This is a genomic window from Streptomyces atratus, from assembly GCF_900119365.1.
GTDB lineage: Bacteria > Actinomycetota > Actinomycetes > Streptomycetales > Streptomycetaceae > Streptomyces > Streptomyces atratus_B.
Map to the genome: position 1 here is coordinate 66,535 of NZ_FPJO01000030.1, position 20,426 is coordinate 86,960.

A 20,426-nucleotide genomic window follows, 5' to 3' on the forward strand; every position below is an offset into this window, starting at 1 on the left:
ACGGAGAACGGACCCGAGGGGAACGGAATGTGACCCAGGGCACGTTGAATTCGTTGTGATGACGCCTACGCCAGTGGTCGAGTCCGCCGGGTAGGCCTGCTGTGTCCTGTTTCCCCACGGCCAGGAGGCCGCCATGCCCGCTGTCGCGAAGCGTCCGCTCTCCGCCCTCCCCGGACAGGTACCCGGTCCCGCCGCCCCGCCGGCTCCCGCGAGCGGCGGCCCGCTGACCAGCGAGCCGCCGCTCGCCGATGCGATACCCCTCACCAGCGAGCCGCCGCTCGCCGACGCCACCCCCCTGACCAGCGAACCCCCGCTCGCCGTCAACGCCCCGCTGATCAGCGAGCCGGCCATGTCCGGCGCCGCGTGGGGCACGGAGTTCCCAGGAGTCTGAATGGGCTTGGACCGGCTCGCCGCGCTGCACGGCGTCGCCACCTCCTACTCCCCGTCCGCCGACGTGACCGTGTCCGTCCCCGATGACACGGTCGTCGCCGTGCTCGCCGCGCTCGGTGTGGGCGCCACCACGCCCGAAGCGGTACGGGAATCGCTCGCCGCCGCCGAGTCCTCGGCCCGCTCCCGGCTGCTCCCGCCGACGCTGGTGGTGTGGACCGGCGAGCCGCTGCCCGCCGCCCTGACCGCCCTGCCGCCCGGCACCACGCTGGAAATCGCCCTCGAAGACCCCGGTTCGGCCCCGCCCCCGCGGATGCGCATTCCGGCCGACCGACCGGATCCGGCCGTTTCGCTGCGGGGCACTGACGGCGGGCGGGCGGACCCGGTGGACGCGGTGGCGGATCGGGTGGGCGCGGAGGGGGCGGGGGACGGTAGGGGGGCGCCCGCGGTCCCCGCCTGGTGGACCGGGCCGCCGCTCGGGGTGCACCGGCTGGCCGTACGGGCGCCCGGCGGCCGCAGTGCGACCGGCACGCTCGTCGTCGCCCCGCCCCGGGCGCCCCGGCCGCCCGCCCGCAGCCACGGCTTCCTCGTCCAGCTCTACTCCCTGCTCTCCGCCCGCTCCTGGGGCATGGGCGACCTGGGGGACCTCGCCGATCTCGCCGCCTGGTCCGGGCGGACCCTCGGCGCCGGATTCGTCCAGGTCAACCCGCTCCACGACGCCGTGCCCGGCCGGCCCACCGACCCCTCCCCGTACCGCCCCTCGTCACGGCGCTTCCCCGACCCCGTGCATCTGCACATCGAGTCCGTCCCCGAGTACGGGCACGTGACGGACCGGGCCACCCTCGACGACCTGCGCCAGGACGCCGCGACACTCGGCGACACCGTCCTGAACAAGGGCGCGCTGATCGACCGCGACGCCGTCTGGGACCTCAAGCGCCAGGCTCTCGAACTCGTATGGCAGGTGCCCCTCACCCCCGGCCGCCGCGCCGCGTACTGCGACTTCCTGGCCGGGCAGGGACAGGCCCTGGAGGACCACGCCCTGTGGTGCGCCCTCGCCGAGGTGCACGGCCCCGACTGGCACAGCTGGCCCGCCGGGCTGCGCGACCCCCGCTCCAAGGAGACCGCCCGTGCCCGCGGCGAACTGCTGGACCGGGTCGACTTCCACTGCCGGCTCGCCTGGCTGACCGACGGTCAGCTCGCCGCCGCCCAGCGCGCCGCCCTCGACGCGGGCATGGCCGTCGGCATCGTCCACGACCTCGCCGTCGGCGTGCACCCCGGCGGTGCCGACGCCTGGGCCCAGCAGGACGCCTTCGCGCACGGCATGTCCGTCGGCGCGCCACCGGACGCCTTCAACGCCCGCGGCCAGGACTGGGGCCTGCCGCCGTGGCGCCCGGACGTCCTCGCCGCCTCCGGCTACGCCCCGTACCGCGGACTGCTGCGCGGGCTCCTCGCCCACGCGGGCGCCCTGCGCATCGACCACGTCATGGGTCTGTTCCGGCTCTGGTGGGTGCCCGAAGGGCGCCCGCCCACCGAGGGCACCTATGTCACCCACGACGCCGAGGCGATGCTCGCCGTCCTCGTCCTGGAGGCGCACCGGGCCGGCGCGGTCGTCATGGGGGAGGACCTCGGCACGGTCGAGCCGGGGGTCCGCGAGACGCTGGCCCGGCGTGGCGTGCTCGGCACCTCGGTCCTCTGGTTCGAACGGGACTGGGCGGGCACCGGCCGCCCACTGGCCCCCGAGGAGTGGCGCGAGGACTGCCTCGCCACCGTCACCACGCACGATCTGCCGTCCACCGCGGCCCGGCTGACCGGCGACCATGTGACGCTGCGCCACCGCCTCGGCCTGCTCACCCGCCCCCTCGACCAGGAGCTGACGGAGGACGCGGCCGACACCGCCGAGTGGCTGGGGTATCTCGCCAGGCTCGGCCTGCTTCCCGAGGGCGAGGGCGACGAGGAGGGCGCCGTCCGCGCCGTGCACCGCTTCCTGCTGCGCACCCCCGCCCGCATGACCGGCGTCTGGCTGCCCGACGCACTCGGCGACCGCCGCCCGCAGAACCTCCCCGGCACCTGGGACCAGTACCCCAACTGGCGCCTGCCCGTCGCCGATGCGGAGGGCCATCCGGTCACCCTGGAGGAACTGGCCGCCGCACCCCGCCTGCACCGGCTGATGGAGGTCTTCCGACCACGCGAGGACCGCCCGGAAACCGGCCCGGAACCAGGCCCGGAAACCCACCCGCATGCCCACCCGTGATCCCGCCCCGACCCCGTACGGCACCCCCGGGCGCGCGCCCCTCGCGGGCGTTCGCTACGTTTGCACCGTGGACAAGAAGAACGCTATGCGCGCCGGCGCCGTCGCGGCCGGAACGACGCTGATGATGCTGCTCATGTCGTCCCCCGCGCTCGCGCTCACCCGCGACGACGGTGACGACCCGGGACCCGGCCTGAGCGCGATGGAGACCATCGGCCTCTACGTCGTGGCACCCATCGTCCTGTACCTGGTCATCACGGGCCTGGTCATGGTCCTGGACAAGTCCAAGAAGCAGGCCTAGTACCCACGCTCTCCCCGAGTGCGCCGCAGGTACTCCGCGAGTACCGCGCGGCGCACACGCATGTCCGCGCCCGGGCACCCCGCCGACGGGCGGGTTTCCGGCGCCACGCAGCCCGGAGCACGAGGAAGGGGCGCCCCCACCGCGGGAGGCGCCCCTCACTGTGTCACCGGTCAGCGCGTCACACCGTGGCCGCCGCCGCGTCCGCGGCGCGGGCCTTCAGGGCGCGCTCGACGCCCGAGCGGGACTCCGACATCAGCCGGCGCAGGGCCGCGCTCGGCTCCGTGGAGGAGAGCCAGGCGTCCGTGGCGTCCAGCGTGGCCTGCGAGACCTGGAGGGTCGGGTAGAGGCCGACCGCGACCTGCTGCGCCATCTCGTGGCTGCGCGAGTCCCAGACGTCCTTGACCGAGGCGAAGAACTTCTCCGTGTACGGAGCCAGCAGCTCGCGCTGGTCGGTCTGGACGAAGCCGACGATGACCGCCTCCTGGAGGGAGTTCGGCAGCTTGTCGGACTCGACGACCGAGGCCCATGCCTCCGCCTTCGCCTCCTCGGTGGGGCGCGCCGCGCGGGCGGTCGCCGCGTGGAGCTCGCCCGCCGCCGTCCTGTCCCGCTCGTACTCGGCGGCGATCTCGTCCTCCTCCAGGAGACCGGTCGCGGCGAGCCGCTCGACGAAAGCCCAGCGCAGCTCCGTGTCGACGGCCAGGCCCTCGACCGTCTCCTTGCCGTCGAGCAGCGACTGCAGCAGGTCCGTCTGCTGCGGGGTGCGGGCCGTCGCCGCGAAGGCGCGGGCCCAGGCCAGCTGGTGGTCGCTGCCCGGCTCCGCCGCACGCAGGTGCGCGAGGGTGGCCTCGGTCCACTGCGTCAGCCCGGCCTCGCGCCACTCCGGCGCCGCGTACAGGTCCAGCGCCAGCTTCACCTGACGGTGCAGCGACTGCACGACGCCGATGTCCGACTCCTTGCCGATGCCGGAGAGCACCAGGGCGAGGTAGTCGCGGGTCGCCAGCTCGCCGTCGCGGGTCATGTCCCAGGCGGAGGCCCAGCACAGGGCGCGGGGGAGGGACTCCGTGAAGTCGCCGAGGTGCTCGGTGACGACGCGCAGCGACTCCTCGTCGAGCCGGACCTTCGCGTACGAGAGGTCGTCGTCGTTGAGCAGGATCACGGCGGGGCGGGCGGTGCCGGCCGGGAACGGCACGGTCGTGCGCGCGCCGTCGACGTCCAGCTCGATGCGGTCCGTGCGGACCAGCTTGCCGGAGCCGTCGAGGTCGTAGCAGCCGATCGCGATGCGGTGCGGGCGCAGCGTCGGCTCGCCCTTCGCGCCGGCGGGGAGGGCCGGGGCCTCCTGGAGCACGGTGAACGAGGTGACGTGGCCGTTCTCGTCCGTGGTGATCTCCGGGCGCAGGACGTTGATGCCCGCCGTCTCCAGCCACGCCTTCGACCAGCTCTTCAGGTCGCGTCCGGAGGTCTCCTCCAGGGCGCCCAGCAGGTCGGAGAGCCGGGTGTTGCCGAAGGCGTGCGCCTTGAAGTACGCCTGGACGCCCTTGAAGAACTCGTCCATGCCGACGTACGCCACCAGCTGCTTCAGGACCGAGGCGCCCTTGGCGTAGGTGATCCCGTCGAAGTTGACCAGCACGTCGTCCAGATCACGGATGTCCGCCATGATCGGGTGCGTGGACGGCAGCTGGTCCTGGCGGTAGGCCCAGGTCTTCTCGGAGTTGGCGAACGTGGTCCAGGAGTTCGGCCACTTCGAGCCCTGTGCGTACGCCTGGCAGGCGACCGAGGTGTACGTGGCGAACGACTCGTTCAGCCACAGGTCGTTCCACCACTCCATGGTGACGAGGTCGCCGAACCACATGTGCGCCAGCTCGTGCAGGATGGTCTCCGCACGCCGCTCGTACGCCGCGTCCGTCACCTTCGAACGGAACACGTACTGGTCGCGGATGGTGACCGCGCCCGCGTTCTCCATCGCGCCGGCGTTGAACTCCGGGACGAACAGCTGGTCGTACTTGGCGAACGGGTAGTCGTAGTCGAACTTCTCCTGGAACCAGTCGAAGCCCTGCCGCGTGACGTCGAAGATCTCGTCCGCGTCGAGGAACTCGGCCAGCGACGGACGGCAGTAGATGCCGAGCGGGACCGACTGGCCGTCGCGCTCGTAGCTGCTGTGCACCGAGTGGTACGGGCCGGCGATCAGGGCCGTGATGTACGACGAGATGCGCGGCGTCGGCTCGAAGGACCAGACGTCGTCCTGCGGCTCGGGCGTCGGCGAGTTCGAGATGACCGTCCACCCCTGCGGCGCCTTCACGGTGAACCGGAACGTCGCCTTCAGGTCCGGCTGCTCGAAGCTCGCGAAGACCCGGCGCGCGTCCGGAACCTCGAACTGGGTGTAGAGGTACGCCTGCTGGTCGACCGGGTCGACGAAGCGGTGCAGGCCCTCGCCCGTGTTGGTGTACGCGCAGTCGGCGACGACCTTCAGCTCGTTGGAGCCCGCGACCAGGTGCGGGAGCGCGATGCGCGAGTCGCGGAACACGGCCGCGACGTCCAGCGCCTTGCCGTTCAGCTCGACCTCGTGCACGGCCGGGGCGACCAGGTCGATGAAGGTCTCCGCACCGGCTTCGGCGGAGTCGAAGCGCACGGTGGTCACGGACCGGTAGGTGCCGCCCTCCTGCGCTCCGGAGAGGTCGAGATCGATCTCGTACGCGTCCACGGTCAGCAGGCGCGCCCGCTCCTGTGCCTCTTCGCGGGTCAGATTGGTGCCAGGCACGCGGTCATCTCCTTGGTATGTGACGTTTCCGGTCATCCTTCCACGTCGCATGCTCCGGTGGGGGCCTGGTCCGCGGTGGAGGAGCGCATACGAAAGGGCGGCCACCGCACCCCGGTGGCCGCCCCTTCCCGTGCCCCTTCGGCGTCAGCCGTTCAGCTCCGCCGCGACCAGCTCCGCGATCTGCACCGCGTTCAGCGCCGCGCCCTTGCGCAGGTTGTCGTTGGAGACGAAGAGCGCGAGGCCGTTCTCCACGGTCTCGTCGACCCGGATCCGGCCGACGAACGAGGCGTCCTTGCCGGCCGCCTGGAGCGGGGTGGGGATCTCGGAGATCTCGACGCCCGGCGCGTCCTTCAGCAGCTCGTACGCGCGCTCCACGCTGACCGGACGGGCGAAACGGGCGTTGACCTGGAGCGAGTGGCCGGAGAAGACCGGCACCCGGACACAGGTGCCGGACACCTTCAGCTCCGGGATCTCCAGGATCTTGCGGGACTCGTTGCGGAGCTTCTGCTCCTCGTCGGTCTCGAAGGAGCCGTCGTCCATGATCGAACCGGCCAGCGGCAGCACATTGAAGGCGATCGGACGCTTGTAGACGCCCGGCTCGGGGAACTCGACGGCCTCGCCGTCGTGGGTGAGCCTGTCGGCCTCGGCGACGACCTTGGACGCCTGTCCGTGCAGCTCGGCGACGCCGGCCAGACCGGAGCCGGAGACCGCCTGGTAGGTGGCGACGGTCAGCGCCTGGAGACCGGCCTCGTCGTGCAGCGGGCGCAGCACGGGCATGGCGGCCATCGTGGTGCAGTTCGGGTTGGCGATGATGCCCTTGGGCCGGTTCGCGATCGCGTGCGCGTTGACCTCGGAGACGACCAGCGGGACCTCGGGGTCCTTGCGCCAGGCGGAGGAGTTGTCGATCACGACGGCGCCCTGCGCGGCGACCTTCTCGGCGAGCGCCTTCGACGTCGCGCCGCCGGCCGAGAACAGCACGATGTCCAGCCCGGTGTAGTCGGCCGTCGAGGCGTCCTCGACGGTGATCTCGCGGCCCTGCCACTCGATCGTCGAGCCCGCGGAGCGCGCGGAGGCGAACAGCCGCAGTTCGTCGGCCGGGAACTTCCGCTCGGCCAGGATCCTGCGCATGACTGTGCCGACCTGACCGGTGGCGCCGACGATTCCGACCTTCACAGGGACTCCTTCGAACGTACGAACTGAGACGGTTGCCGTTCCATGATGCGTATGTTCACGGCTTTCTTGTCCAATCCATTGTCCGCGGTACGGACAGTGCCCGCCCGGCCGGGCGCACAGCAGTGGGGCGGGAGCTCCACCGAGCGCCCGCCCCACCGTCGTACCTGTCGTACGGATCACATGGTGACCGTTACGGCGTGACCTTCTCGATCACGACGCTGCCGGTGCCCGCGGCGGTGCCGCGGCTGTTCACCAGGTGGACCTCGCCGAAGAACTGCCGGCCCTCGGGGGCCGCCCCGGCGACCGCGACCTCGGCGGTGATCTGGGCGGAGGCGTCGTTGGCCAGGTTCACGGCCTTCGACTCGTCGACCTTGATCGTGCCGAGCGACGGCGCGTAGTACACGTCGCGGTAGTCGTACGTGGTCGTCCCGGCCGGGACGTCGTAGCCGTCGATGACGACGGTGTACGTACCGGCGGCGGGCTTCGCCAGGCTGACCGACTCCTCGGAGCCCGCCGTGGTGGACTTGCCGACCTCGGTGTCGCCCTTGTAGACGTACAGGTCCAGGTCCGCGTTGGCGTCCGACGTGCCACCGATGGCGACGTCCAGCTTCTCGACGCCCTCACCGATGGTGACCGTGTACTTCTGCTCGTCGCCCGTCTTGATCGACGGCTTGTCGACCTTGGCCGAGCCCAGCGAGCCGCCCTTGAGCGAGCCCACCAGGTCACCGGCGTTGTTGGTGGCCTTCCAGGTCACCGAGGCGGGCGTGCCGATCTTCGCCTCGGCGATGGTCTGCACCGCCGGGTCGAAGGTGGCGCCGAGCAGCGAGACATCCAGCTTGTACGGGTTGTCCAGCAGCGGCGAGGTACGCCGTGCCTCGACCTCGATCTCCCAGACGCCCGGCTGCGGGTCCTTGTACGAGCGCACGTCGGGGCGGCAGGTGTTGGCCGGGTTCTCGTAGTTCGGGTAGCAGAAGATCGTGGAGCTGTCCTCCATCTGCACCCCGTACGGGTGGATCGAGATGAAGCGGGTCTGGCTGCCCGAGCGCAGCGCGCCGATGGCGACCTCAAGGGTCTTGGCGCCCTCCGGAACGGTCAGGAAGTACGACTCGCTGCTGTTGCGCTGCACCGAGCCGGACGCCTTGAACGCGTAGGCGGGCTTCACGAGCTTCGTGGAGACGACGACCGTGGTGAGGATCTGCTGGTCCACACCGGCGGTCTTGCCGTCGTTCACCTTCAGGATCGCGCTGTGCACGCCCGTGCTGCCCGGCTTCGCCTGGACCTTGACGGTCACGGGCTCGCCCAGCGGCAGGGAGACGGTGGACGAGCCGACCAGCTTGAAGGTGCCGTCGTTGTTCTTCCACGACAGCTTGTGCTTGACGGCCTTGTCCGGGCCCGTGGTGCGGGTGACCGTGACGTCGTACGTCTTCTTCTGGCCGACCTTGAGACCGCCCTCGCGGTCGTACAGGCCGGTGCCGAAGCCGGGGGTCTTCAGCGCGAAGTCGATCGCGGTGTCGACCGGGGCCTTCACCGAGTACTCGTGCGCCGGGGCACCCTGCTTCTCGATCTGCTTCCAGGCGCCGACGATGTCGATCAGACCGGAGCCCTGGGCGTGCGCGGGCACACCCTTGATGTGGGTGGCGGTGCTGGTCAGCGCGGTGCGCAGATCGGCCGGGGGCAGCTCGATGTGCTTCTGCTTCGCGGCGGACAGCAGCAGCGCGGTCGCACCGGCGGCCTGCGGCGAGGCCATCGAGGTGCCCTGCAGCATGGAGTAGCCGGCCGGGAGCGAGTAGCCCGACTCCTTGACCGGGCCGCCGGGCAGCCAGGTCTGGGTGGTGTTGATGGCCGCGCCCGGGGCCGTCAGGATCGGCGCGAAGCCGCCGTCCTCACGCGGACCGCGCGAGGAGAAGGGCATCATGTCGTACTTCTTGGTGACGTTCGAGCCGTAGTTGGCGGCCCAGGTCTCCTTGGAGATCGACGCGCCGACGGAGATGACGTGGTCGGCGAGGCCGGGGTCACCGATGGTGTTGACGCCCGGACCGTCGTTGCCGGCCGAGACGACCAGCTGGACGCCGTAGATGTCGATGAGCCGCTTGTAGAGCTCGGCGCGGGCGTTGTTGCCGTCGTTGAGCGGCGGCAGTCCGCCGATCGACATGTTGACGACGTCGACGCTGCGGTTCACGACGAGGTCGATCATGCCCTCGGTGAGCGCGATGTTGGTGCAGCCGCCGTCCCAGGTGCAGGCCCGCGAGGAGACGATCTTCGCACCCGGCGCGGCGCCGTTCATCTTGCCGCCGAACAGGCCGTTCGCGGCGGTGATGCCCGCGACGTGGGTGCCGTGCTCGCTCTCGATGATACCGATGTTGACGTAGTCGGAGGTGTCGCCGGCGGCGTTGTGGACGACGTCCTCGCGGGTCTCGACGACGAACGGGATCCGCTCGGCGACATCGGTCCGCGGGTCGTCCTTGCCGAAGTAGGAGACCTGGTGCTTCTCCTTGTACGGCTTCAGTACGGCGTCGTCGGAGAAGTCCGCGTTGTCGTTCAGGTCGACGCGGGTGGTGCCGGTGACCGGGTCGTAGAGCACCGCCCACACATCGGTGGTGTCGCCGTCGCGGTTCAGGTCGCCCGCCATGTCGCCGCCCTTGGTGGCGGCCTCGGCGAACAGCTTGATCCGGTACTCGCCCGTGGGCGCCTTGTACGTCAGGCCCTTGTACGTGAACGTCGGGCCGGACACGGCGTCCGTCATCCGCAGCCAGGTGCCGTCGCCGTCACTGACCGGGTCGGTCGCGGTCACCCAGTCGACGATCTTGCGGGCACCGGTGGTGGTCTTCTGCAGCGCCGGGTGGCCGAGGTCGACACCCGAGTCGAGGACACCGATGGTCACCCCGCGGCCGTCGGCCTTCGGGTGCTGCTGGACGAAGTCGACCGCGCCCGTCTCGAAGGACGGGTTGTACGGGTTCTTCGCCGGGGTCTTCCTGCCGGGCGCCGGGTACGAGCCGGTGGACTTCGCCTTCACCCCGGCCCCGGCGGCGCGGTCGGCCGCGGGCGTCGGGTCGTCCAGCTTGATCTCCTGCTTGAGATCGATGCCGTGGACGGACGACAGCTTGGACGCCGCCTTGATGGTCGCCTCGGCGGTCGCGGTGGGCACGGTGGCCCGTACGTAGCCGAGCTTGTCGTACGCACGTCCCAGCACGGAGCCCTTGACGGCGTCCAGCTGCTTGGTGACCTGCTCGGTCGCACCGGGAGCGGTGGCGACCATCATCGTGATGTTCTTCTGGCCCTTGGCCTTCGCCTTGGCCAGCAGCTGCTCGTCGTTGGTGCCGAGCTTGTTCGCCGTGGCGCCCTCGGCAGCCGATTTGACGGGAGCGGTGTCGGGCGCGTCGGCGGCGAAGACGGGGGCGACACCGGTGGCGGCCAGTGCGGCCACCAGACCGGCAGCGGCCGCGACTCGGGCCACGCGTCTCGCCCCGGGTATGGAACTGGGGGATTCGGAGGTCATCAGCATCCCTGGATATGAAAGAGAGAGTCCGGAATTCGGTACCGGATGACCGCTCACCCTTTCGTAAATGACAGGGGTTTGTGGAGAGTTGAAGGGGGCGGGATGTGTACATGGCAGAATCCCGCCACTGTTGCTGGTGCGCCATCAGGGACGAAGTGACAGATAAGTGACGCCCGTGACCCGCTTCGCCGTCCCTCGCGTGCTCAGCGGGGCAGGATCATCACATACGCGGCCGGTTCGCGGTCGGCCGCCGCCATCAGCGCCGTACGCACCACGACCGCCTGCTGCTCGCCGGCGTCACGGAGCTTCTTCGGCGAGAGGCGTACGACGGTGACGCCGAGCCGCTCCAGATGCTCCCGCTCCGCGGCGTAACCGGACCACGGTGCCCGGGCGTCCAGCTCCACCGCGACCGCCTGCTCGGGCCAGTAGGCGTCCACGCCGCCGAGGCAGGGGCCGCCCGGCAGCCGCAGCTCCACGTTCCACAGCGGCTCCGGCAGGTCGTACGCCCGCACCATCTCGTACAGCCGGCCCTCCGCCAGCGCCCGGCCCTCGGCGAGGAACGAGTCCACGGCCTGCACCACCTGGGGCCGGCCCAGCAGCTTCGCGCGGCTCAACTCGCGTACCACGGCGGCCGGTTCGCAGTGCCCGCCGCGCACCGCCTCGATGAGCAGCCCGCGCACGGCCAAGGGGTCCTGGAGCCCGGCGATCGCGTCCGCGAGCGCCCGCTCCACCGGCGCCACGGGCAGACCGTCCACCTGCTCGGCGCGGGGCATGGCGGAGGAGCGCACCACACGTACGTGTCCGACCGAACGCAGCCGCCGGGTGCGCGGCACCAGTACGTCGATGCCGGCCGCCGGGGAGGGCGGCGGCGCGGTGGCGAAGCCGTGCAGGGCGAGTGCGGCGAGACCGGTGATCATCGCCTCGCCGTACCCGGTCCCCGGGTCCGTCCCCCCTTCCGGCTGCGCCGGGACGCCCCGGCGGCCGGAGGCCGGTGGCCGGCCGGCGTACAGCAGTGCGGAGACCAGCCGCTCCTCGCCGGTGGGCGGCTCCGGGTGCAGGACGTACACGCCGGGCAGCGGCTGCTGCCACGGCCCGCCCGCCCGGCAGCGCGCGGCGGCCTCCGCGGCGGACACCCCCCGCGCACTCAACTGCGCTGCGGACAGCACGCGTTGGCGGACGTCGCCGTCGGTGCGGGGGTGGCAGGGGGAGAGCGGCGTGTTCTGGGTCATGCTCCGGGGTATCCCGCATGCCGTCGCGGCGCTAACCCCTGTTACACGCTCGTCGACAATTCAGGACAACGCCGTCCTAAAGTGCGCACGTTCGACGACCGGAAGGCCCGGCCCTTTCCGAGAGCCGGACGAGCCGGGGCGGGGCCGGGCGCACCGGCCCCGCCCCGCCCCGCATCCGTCAGACCCCGGCCGCGGCCTGTGCCGCGCCCGTGTCGCACGCCTGCGCCCGCAAGGCCCGCGCCAGGTCGTCCCGGGCCTCCAGCACCAGCCGCCGCAGCGCCGGCGCCGCGTCCTCGTGGGCGGCCAGCCACGCGTCCGTCGCGGCCAGCGTCGACGGATCGTCCTGAAGCGCAGGGAACAGGCCCTTGACCACGATCACCCCGATCTGGATCGACCGCTCGGCCCAGACCCGCTCGATCGCGTCGAAGTACGTGCCCGTGTACGGCGCCAGCAGCTCCCGCTGCGACGACTGGGCGAAGCCCGAGATCGTCGCCTCGACCAGCGCGTTGGACAGCGCGTCCGACTCCACCACGGCCGCCCAGGCCTGCGCCTTGACCGCCGCGGAGGGCCGCGAGGCCAGGCACCGCACCTGGTGCCGCTTGCCGGACGCCGTGTCGTCGCGGGCCAGTTCGGCGTCGATCACCGACTCGTCGGCCACCCCGTGCGAGGCCAGCGGGGAGAGGAACGCCCACCGCAGCTCCTGGTCGACGTCGAGCCCGTCGATCCTGGCCGAACCGTCCAGCAGCCCGGACAGCAGCTGGAAGTCCGCGTCCGAGTCGGCGACCGACGCGAAGAACCGCGCCCACGCCAGCTGGTGCTCGCTGCCCGGCTCGGCGACCCGCAGCTCCCGCAGCGCACCCTCGGACAGCGCCCGGCCGCCCTCCTCGCGCCACCCGGGCGCCGCGTACTGCGTGAGCGCGGTCCGGGTCCAGGCGTGCAGCATCTGGAGCACACCGATGTCGGACTCCCGGCCCGAGAAGGCCAGCACGAGGGAGACGAAGTCACGGGCGGGCATCAGCCCGTCCCGGGTCAGGTTCCACAGCGCCGACCAGCACAGCGCCCGGGCGAGGGGGTCCGTGATGTCGCCCAGGTGCTCCCGCAGCGTGGCCAGCGACACCTCGTCGAAGCGGACCTTGCAGTACGTGAGGTCGTCGTCGTTGACCAGGATCAGCTCGGGCCGCTCGGCCCCCGCCAGCTCCCCGACCACCGTGCGCGGCCCCGCCACGTCCACCTCGGCGCGGGCGTAGCGCACCAGGTCGCCGTCGGCGGCGCGACGGTACAGCCCGACCGCGACCCGGTGCGGCCGCAGCTCCGGGTGGGACTCGGCCGCCTCCTGGAGGACCGCCAGCTCCGTGATCCGGTCCGCCGCGTCGTACGTGGCCACCGGGGTCAGCGAGTTGACGCCCGCGGTCTGCAGCCACGACCGCGACCAGGCGGTCATGTCGCGCCCGGACGTCTCGGCCAGGACGGACAGCAGATCGCCCAGCTGCGTGTTGCCGTAGGCGTGCTTCTTGAAGTAGCGCCGGGCGCCCTCCAGGAACGCCTCCCGCCCCACGTACGCCACCAGCTGCTTCAGCACCGAGGCGCCCTTGGCGTACGTGATGCCGTCGAAGTTCAGCTTGGCGTCCTCCAGGTCACGGATGTCGGCCGTGATCGGGTGCGTGGAGGGCAGCTGGTCGGCGCGGTACGCCCAGGACTTGCGGTTGTTGGCGAAGGTGATCCAGCCGTTCTCGAAGCGGGTCGAATCCACCATGGAGAACGCGCCCATGAAGTCGGCGAACGACTCCTTCAGCCACAGGTCGTCCCACCACTGCATGGTGACGAGGTCGCCGAACCACATGTGTGCCATCTCGTGCAGGATGACGTTGGCCCGGCTCTCGTACGCGGCCTGCGTCACCTTGCCGCGGAAGATGTACTCCTCGCGGAACGTGACACAGCCCGGGTTCTCCATCGCGCCGAGGTTGTACTCCGGCACGAACGCCTGGTCGTACTTCCCGAACGGGTACGGGTAGTCGAAGTTGTCGTGGAAGAAGTCCAGGCCCTGCTTGGTGATCAGGAAGACGTCGTCCGCGTCGAAGTGCCGGGCGAGCCCCTTGCGGCACATCGCGCCGAGCGGGATCTCCAGCGTCGTGCCGTCCTCGAACGTACGGCTGTAGGAGTCCGTCACGTAGTGGTACGGACCGGCGACGACCGCCGTGATGTACGTGGAGATCGGCTTCGTCTCGGCGAACCGCCAGACCCCGCCCTCCCGCGACTCCTCCGCGCCGTTGCTCCGTACCGTCCAGCCCTCCGGCGCCGTCACCTGGAAGCGGAAGGGGGCCTTCAGGTCAGGCTGCTCGAAGTTGGTGAAGACGCGACGCGCGTCGGCCGGCTCGTACTGCGTGTAGAGGTAGACCTCGCCGTCCTCCGGGTCGACGAAGCGGTGCATGCCCTCGCCGGTCCGGCTGTACGCGCACCGCGCGTCGACCACCAGGACGTTCTCGCCCTCCGGCAGCCCGTCCAGCGCCACCCGGGTGCCGTCGAAGACCACGGCGGGGTCGAGCGGCTGCCCGTTCAGCGTCACCGCGTCCACGGCCGGGGCCACCAGGTCCGCGAAGGTCGAAGCCCCGGCCCGCGCGTTGCGGAAGCGGATCGTGGTCACCGAGCGGAAGGTGCGCGGACCGGATGCGGCGTCCCCGTCCCCGTCGGGCCCGCCGACGGCGGAACGCAGATCGAGCTCGACCTCGTAACCGTCGACGGTCAGCAGCTCGGCCCTCACGCGGGCCTCGTCACGGGACAGGTTCTCACCGGGCACGGGCACACTCCTTTGTGTCACGTTCGAATGGTTTTGATCCTCCCATGCTGCTGCTCGGCCCGGAACTCGGGAATGGCGGGCGCTTCCGGGGACGTTCTGCGCACAGATGCGATCGCCCTTACAAGGAGAGACGATGCCCGACAACAGCACGGCGACCGGCAAGACCCCTGTCGATTTCTGGTTCGACCCGCTCTGCCCCTGGGCCTGGATGACCTCCCGCTGGATGCTGGAGGTGGAGAAGGTCCGTGACGTCGAGGTCCGCTGGCACGTGATGAGCCTGTCCGTCCTCAACGAGGACAAGATCGACGAGTTGCCGGAGGAGTACCGCGAGCTGCTGGAGAAGGGCTGGGGTCCGGTCCGCGTGGTCATCGCCGCCCAGCAGAAGCACGGCGACGAGGTCGTCGGCCCGCTGTACACCGCGCTCGGCACCCGCTTCCACAACCAGGGCGAGGGCCCCACCCGCGAGGCGGTCGTGGGCGCGCTCCAGGACGTCGGCCTGCCCGTCGAGCTGGCGGACCTCGCGGACTCGGACGTGTACGACGCCGAGCTGCGCGCCTCCCACAAGGAGGGCATCGACAAGGTCGGCCAGGACGTCGGCACCCCGGTCATCGCCGTCCCGGGCGCGGACGGCGAGCAGATCGCCTTCTTCGGCCCGGTCGTCACCCCCGCCCCGAAGGGCGAGGAGGCGGCGAAGCTGTGGGACGGCACGCTGCTGGTGGCGTCGATCCCCGGCTTCTACGAGATCAAGCGGACCCGGACCCAGGGGCCGATCTTCGACTGACCTGCCGGGTGCGGTGCGGGTCCCGGCAGCCGCCCGGCCCCGCACCGTCCTCGTCCACCGCTCCCGCGGCCCGGCGCCCGGCCGCGGTCAGGGCCAGGGTGACCGCGATCGAGGCCGCCGCCATCACGGTCATCGCCGTCGCGGGGGAGGTCCACTGGGCGACGGTGCCGGCCAGCGCCGCCGCGACGCCCTGCATGGTGAGCATCCCGGAGGAGTGCAGGCCGAGCGCCTGACCGGTGAACTCGTCCGGGACCAGGGCCATCAGCCGCTCCTGGAACAGCAGACTCGCCGAGAACCCGACCGAGGCGAGCACCGCCAGGGCGAACGCCAGGGGAAGCGCCGGGCGCGCGGCGAAGAACAGATACGGGACGGCCAGGAGCAGTTGCAGGGGAGTGGCCAGCCGCCCCCGCCACTGCCGCGCGAAGAACCGGCCCGCCAAGGTGTCCCCGATGAGCATCCCCAGCGCGGCGAAGGCGAAGAGGAGCCCGGCCTGCTCGGGGGCGTACGGGACGAAGAGCGACTCGCAGCCGACGATCAGCCCGTTCGGCACCCAGAGCGCGAGATAGACCCGGCGGCGCGGGCCCGAGGACCACAGCAGGGCGTTGATCCGCCAGGTCTCCGCGACCGACGGTCGCCCGGCGGCGCGCGGCGCCCTGCGCACCAGCCCGAACCGGGCGACGGCCGCTCCCGTCAGGTACAGGGCGGCGGCGATCAGCAGCGTGCCGCGCGCGGAGAGCGTCGCCACCAGCAGCCCGCCGAGCGCGAACCCGCCGATCTGCATCAGGCCGGAGCACATGTTCAGTACGGAACGCCCCAGCAGATAACCGTCCTTGGGCAGCACCTCGTTGAGCAGTCCGTACCGCACCCCGCCGCCCACGGCCGCGACCACCCCCTCGGCCAGGATGATCGCGAAGACCACCGGCAGCGGCAGCCCGGGGACGGCGAGCACGGCGGTGGCCAGTCCGAAGGCGAGCGCCAGACCGGTCATCGCGGCCCGGGGCGGCAGCCGGTCCGCCGCCGACATCAGCACGGTCGCCCCGATCATCTGGGCGAGCGAGGAGCCGAACATGGACAGGGCGGCGAGCAGCGGCGAGTCGGTCGCGGCGTAGACAAGGGTGCCGAGGGCCAGCCCGCTCGTCGTCGACGCGGCGACCTGGACGGCACTGGTCGCGAAGAACGGTCCGAACTGCGGCGTACGGAAGAGTTCCCGGTAGGTGCGCATGCGGGGAGTCTCGGCGGCGGTCCGGGACGACCGTTACAGTTTCGCGTATCGGCGAAACGTGGAGGCATGACGTCGTGGGCCTGTGGCAGATCAACACGGACACGCTGGCCGGGAGCCGGTTCGTCGTCTCACCGCTCGCCGAGACCCTCTCCGCCCTGAACTCCCTGGAGCGGGGCCGGCCCGAGCACCCCGGCGAACGGACCTGGCTCGACGCCCATCTGCCCGCCTACCGCGCCCGGCAGGCCGCCGACCCGGTCGCGGCCCTTCTCGTACCGGCGGCGCTCGGCGGCAGCTGGAACGCGGACTTCATCACCCCGACACCGACGGGCGAGGGCGCCCCGTCCTTCGAGGAGGAGCTGGCCCCCGTCCGGGCGACCACCCCCGAGCGCGCCCGAGCGGACCTGGCGGTGTCGCTGGGTGGCGGCCCCCTCCCGGCGCTCCTGGACCGCGACGACCTCGCCCGGCGGGCCGCCGACGTCCTGCACTGGGTCTGGCTGCACACAGTCCTGCCGGACTGGCCGCGCCGCCGCCGGATCATCGAGGCGGACATCGTCGCGCGGACCGGACAGCTGAGCCAGGGCGGCTGGGCGGCCGCCCTGGGCGGTCTGCGCCCGGGGATGCGGTGGCTGGGCGACAGCCGGCTCCAGATCAACGCGCACGACTACCCGCCGAAGCAACTGTCCGGCGTACGGCTGCTGTTCGTCCCGGTCACCCAGCGCTCGGGCTGGGTCTCCTGGAACGACGAAGCCCGGCGCTACGCGGTCGTCTACCCCTGCTCCGGCACCCTGGCCGACGCGGACCGGGCCCGGGTCCCGGACAGCCTGTCCCGTCTCCTCGGCCCCGCACGAGCAGCCGTACTCGTCCTCCTCGCCGCCCCGAAGAGCACCACCCAACTGGTGGCCCTGACCGACCAGGCCCTCGGCTCGGTCGGCCGCCACCTCAAGATCCTCCTCGACGCGGGCCTGGCAGACCGCCGCAGAGTCGGCCGTTCGGTCCTGTACTTCCGCACGGAGGCGGGGGACGTGCTGGTGGGGGCGCAGCGGGGCGGCTCACGGTGCTCCCCCCGGGCATGACCGGCATCGATGCGGCGGCGGCCCTGCAACGCGAGCTCCCGGCTGCGAAGGTCGTCGTCATCACCTTCGGTCGCCCCGGCTTCCCAACTGGCCGAGCGGTCCGCATCGCGCGCGAGAAGTGCTGGCTGTAGTGCGCCGGGACGGCTCAGGTGGGGAATTCGCCGAGCCAGCTGTGCTGGAGGAGATGCTTGGGCAGGTACTCGGATTCGACGCCGATGGGGAACTTTCCGTCATAGGCGAGGCAGGCGATGGCGAGGGGGCCGAGGGCGATGCTGCCGTCGATGTCGGTGGTGCGTTCCTCGGTCAGGGTCCAGTAGGCATGGTGCAGTTTCAGGGTTTCGATCAGGGCAGGCGTGAAGCCCTCGGTGTTCCTGGTGACGAAGTGGTAAAAGAGGTTGATCGGCGGATAGAGCTGCCCCTGCAGCAGGTCGAGCGGGGCGATCCGTGCCACCGAGGGGTCTGACATCTCGATCGCGGCGGTGAGCTTCTCCACCAGCCCCGGCCGCCGAAGCCAGTAGGTCTGAAGCGCATCGACCCAGTGATAGATGTACTCGTCGTACGCCCCCTCCGAAGCGTGCAGCCGCTCCAGCGGGATCTCGCACAACTGTGTCATCCGCTGCTGCTCACGGCAGATGACGGCAAGCCAGAACGCCGTCAGCCAGTTGCCCGCATCAGCGGCCGACAACGGGCCGACAGCCGGGAGAGTTCGTAGCTTTCGATCGACGCGACACTCGATTGTTCCTTCGCTCGTCCCCGTCACGGCGAAGAGTGCCGAGCCGAGCTGCATCGCGTTGACTGCGGCCTCCCACGTCTCTGCATTCGCTGCTCGTGGGTCGACGACGCAATGAGCATTCAGGGCCATGACAGCCGTACTGAATGCGAAGTCGATCATGTCTGCGGACTCTTCAGCCCTGTCGATTCGCCTGGTTACTCGCTCACTCAGCTGCTCCGCGAAGCTCTCGGCGTCGGGGCCGCCGGGCAAGGCGTGGCGGATGAAGGATTCGGTCACGAAATAGTTCCCTTACTTATATCGAATCGCCTGTACCTGTAGCCATTGTACGTCCCTGAGTTCTTTTCCCCCTTAACTACGACATATTCGAGCTTTTCTGTTCCTAGGACCCTTTCTATGGCGTCGACGAGCTTTGTTTCGCCTCGCTTTTCCATGAGTTTGAGGATTTCTGAGAAATATTCTTTGCTTCCTTGGGAGACTTGCTTACCGTTGGGTAGGGTCCTTCTCCCAAGTTCTGTCGTCGTGCTGCTCTTCGCCTCGATGACAACGACGCGCCCGTCTTCGTGCGTCCATATTTGATCGAACTGGTCGTTTCCGCTGTTCGGGCCGAGAAGTTCTTCCTTCTGGAACCCCGGATGTTGCTCGGCCATGTAATGATACTCGGCCACCTTCTCCCCGAATTCCTCGGCGGCATGTCCCATCTGGGTGTGGGATTCTTTGTATGTGCCTTTTGCCTCCCCCCAGAGCCCGGCTGATTCGAACGTGCCTTGAGCTTCATGGGCCCTGGCCGCCTCTGCCTTCCATTCCGTTACCAGGTTGTCCCACCGGATGGCGAAGTGTCGCTTCCTCGTGGCCTCTTCCAGGATTTTTAGTCTGAACTTGCTTTTGACTGTTTCCGCTTTCACGGAAACATATCCCTCGTCCAGGTAGTGAGGGGCGGGGGGAGCTGGAACATCCTTGGCGCGAATCCACGGGGTATGTTCCGACAGTCGGGTGAGCTGCGGTGGCGCAAATCCGCTTGCGTCGTGCCGCTCCACCCTGATGCGTGTTCCGTCTTTTCTGTAGTAACGCTCGAAGTAACCCGGCTCTTCGTTGGCGCGGTGGACCTGGATTTCCTCGATCTGCTCCCGGGTGAGTGAATTGCGAGGACCGTAGGGGTTGGCGCCGTCGCGCATGAAGCTGGGGCGTGGCACGGGCTGGCGTTGCGGCGGGATTGCGCTGTCGCCGATGTGAGTGCCGCCGCCGCGGCCGCCGGTGCCCGGAGGGCCGGGGTGGCCGGAGCCGGTGGGGAGGTCGTGGCCGGCGGTGGGGCCTGTGCCTGATGGCCCGGTGTGGTGGGCAGGCCCGTTTCCGCCTGATCTGCCGCTGGGGGCGTTGCTGTCCAGATGGTTGCTGGGTGTGTTGTCGCCGACGCCGCCGCCAGGTGCGTGGTGGGGGCCGCTGTCCGGCAGATGGTTGCCCGCACTTCCGCCCGATGCGTCGCTTCCGGGCCGGCCGAGGTCGCCCAGGTCGTTGCCGAGGTGGATGGCGTCGTCGCCGGTACGGGCGCCTGCGCCGGTCAGGGCCGGTTCGCGTATCGGGTCCGGGGTTTGTGTGTGGGGGTTCGTTCCTGCCTGGTCGGCGCGTTGGGCGAGGGTGCCGTCCTCGTTGTAGAGGTTGCCGTGGCGGTCCAGGTAGGGGGCGCCTTCGTCGAAGGGGGATCTGACGGTGCCTTCGGGGAGTGCGACGGCTCCGTCGGGGAGCTTGACGGTCCCGTTGGGGAGGGTGGTCGCGCCTTCGGGGACGGCGGCGCCTTCGGGGAGGTGGAGGGTGCCGTCGGGGAGTCTGATCGTGCCTTCGGGGAGGGTGATGACGTGGTCGGGGAGGGGCGGGAACTCGACGCGGCCCAGGCCTTTGAGCCCCGCCATCACGTCGCTGATCTTCGACAGTCCGGCGCCTGCGCCCTTGAAGACGTAGGTCATGGGGTCCACGGCGCGGGCGGTCTTGCCGGTGAGGGAGAGGGCCTTGGCGGCCAGGCCGGCTTTGCCCGCGCCTGCTGCTGCGCCGCCGGTGCCGCCGGTGAAGACGGTGGTCAGGACGTTGAAGGTGACCGCTCCGGCGGCGCGGGAGGGGTTGCTGCCCCACTGGTCCCAGGCGATCAGGGCCTTGCCGGTCTCCTGCACCGCGGTCTGCGAGTCACGTATCCAGGCCGAGTGGTCGCCGGGCAGGACGTGCAGGACGAGCAGCGCGGCGGGGGA

14 protein-coding genes are annotated in these 20,426 nt (G+C 70.6%); 6 read left to right on the forward strand and 8 right to left on the reverse strand.

Features of this window, described 5'->3' with window-relative positions; all coding sequences use genetic code 11:
* The first annotated feature begins 133 nt into the window (after positions 1-133).
* The 3 genes from BT364_RS32820 to BT364_RS32830 all read left to right on the forward strand — a co-directional run bounded on the left by BT364_RS32820 (position 134) and on the right by BT364_RS32830 (position 2,936).
* Positions 134-391, forward strand: a complete 258-nt coding sequence (locus tag BT364_RS32820) for a hypothetical protein (RefSeq protein WP_072488854.1) — start codon at positions 134-136, stop codon at positions 389-391.
* Positions 392-2,638 (forward strand): 4-alpha-glucanotransferase, encoded by a 2,247-nt coding sequence (malQ, locus tag BT364_RS32825; protein WP_072488855.1) that lies wholly within the window; start codon positions 392-394, stop codon positions 2,636-2,638.
* Positions 2,639-2,705: 67 nt separating this feature from the next.
* Positions 2,706-2,936, forward strand: a complete 231-nt coding sequence (locus BT364_RS32830; RefSeq protein WP_072488871.1) for a hypothetical protein — start codon at positions 2,706-2,708, stop codon at positions 2,934-2,936.
* A gap of 178 nt (positions 2,937-3,114) precedes the next feature.
* Here BT364_RS32830 and pepN (BT364_RS32835) read toward each other — a convergent pair whose 3' ends face one another.
* From pepN (BT364_RS32835) to pepN (BT364_RS32855), 5 genes are all read right to left on the reverse strand, one after another.
* Entirely contained in the window at positions 3,115-5,691 is a 2,577-nt protein-coding gene (pepN, locus tag BT364_RS32835) for an aminopeptidase N (RefSeq protein WP_072488856.1), read from the reverse strand.
* Positions 5,692-5,835: 144 nt separating this feature from the next.
* Positions 5,836-6,864: an aspartate-semialdehyde dehydrogenase gene (locus tag BT364_RS32840; protein WP_072488857.1), complete on the reverse strand. Its 1,029-nt coding sequence runs from the start codon at positions 6,862-6,864 to the stop codon at positions 5,836-5,838.
* Between the two features lie 190 nt (positions 6,865-7,054).
* The gene (locus tag BT364_RS32845) at positions 7,055-10,366 is read right to left on the reverse strand and encodes a S8 family serine peptidase (RefSeq protein WP_177328332.1); all 3,312 of its coding nucleotides are present in this window, start codon (positions 10,364-10,366) and stop codon (positions 7,055-7,057) included.
* 197 nt (positions 10,367-10,563) lie between these two features.
* Complete coding sequence (locus BT364_RS32850) at positions 10,564-11,589, reverse strand: hypothetical protein (RefSeq protein ID WP_072488858.1); 1,026 nt, start codon at positions 11,587-11,589, stop codon at positions 10,564-10,566.
* A gap of 178 nt (positions 11,590-11,767) precedes the next feature.
* On the reverse strand, positions 11,768-14,383 hold the full coding sequence (gene pepN / locus BT364_RS32855; protein ID WP_072488859.1) for an aminopeptidase N: 2,616 nt from the start codon (positions 14,381-14,383) through the stop codon (positions 11,768-11,770).
* A gap of 133 nt (positions 14,384-14,516) precedes the next feature.
* Between pepN (BT364_RS32855) and BT364_RS32860 the strand changes: the two genes are divergently transcribed.
* Positions 14,517-15,164, forward strand: a complete 648-nt coding sequence (locus BT364_RS32860) for a mycothiol-dependent nitroreductase Rv2466c family protein (RefSeq protein WP_072488860.1) — start codon at positions 14,517-14,519, stop codon at positions 15,162-15,164.
* On the opposite strand, the gene BT364_RS32865 is transcribed toward BT364_RS32860, so the two are convergent.
* On the reverse strand, positions 15,127-16,386 hold the full coding sequence (locus tag BT364_RS32865) for an MFS transporter (RefSeq protein ID WP_072488861.1): 1,260 nt from the start codon (positions 16,384-16,386) through the stop codon (positions 15,127-15,129). The two genes, BT364_RS32860 and BT364_RS32865, sit on opposite strands and share 38 nt — an antisense overlap.
* Positions 16,387-16,460: 74 nt before the next feature.
* Between BT364_RS32865 and BT364_RS32870 the strand changes: the two genes are divergently transcribed.
* Together BT364_RS32870 and BT364_RS43530 are read left to right on the forward strand one after the other, a co-directional pair.
* Positions 16,461-17,459, forward strand: coding sequence for an ArsR/SmtB family transcription factor (locus BT364_RS32870; RefSeq protein ID WP_072488862.1), 999 nt, complete (start codon positions 16,461-16,463; stop codon positions 17,457-17,459).
* Positions 17,456-17,590, forward strand: coding sequence for a response regulator (locus BT364_RS43530; protein ID WP_256260322.1), 135 nt, complete (start codon positions 17,456-17,458; stop codon positions 17,588-17,590). Before BT364_RS32870 ends, BT364_RS43530 begins: the two co-directional genes overlap by 4 nt.
* A 14-nt stretch (positions 17,591-17,604) precedes the next feature.
* Here the strand turns inward: BT364_RS43530 and BT364_RS32875 are convergent, their stop codons facing one another.
* On the reverse strand, positions 17,605-18,468 hold the full coding sequence (locus BT364_RS32875; RefSeq protein WP_072488863.1) for an immunity 49 family protein: 864 nt from the start codon (positions 18,466-18,468) through the stop codon (positions 17,605-17,607).
* Positions 18,465-20,426: hypothetical protein (locus BT364_RS41970; RefSeq protein ID WP_072488864.1), on the reverse strand; the 1,962-nt coding region annotated here is incomplete at its 5' end. The genes BT364_RS41970 and BT364_RS32875, both read right to left, overlap by 4 nt.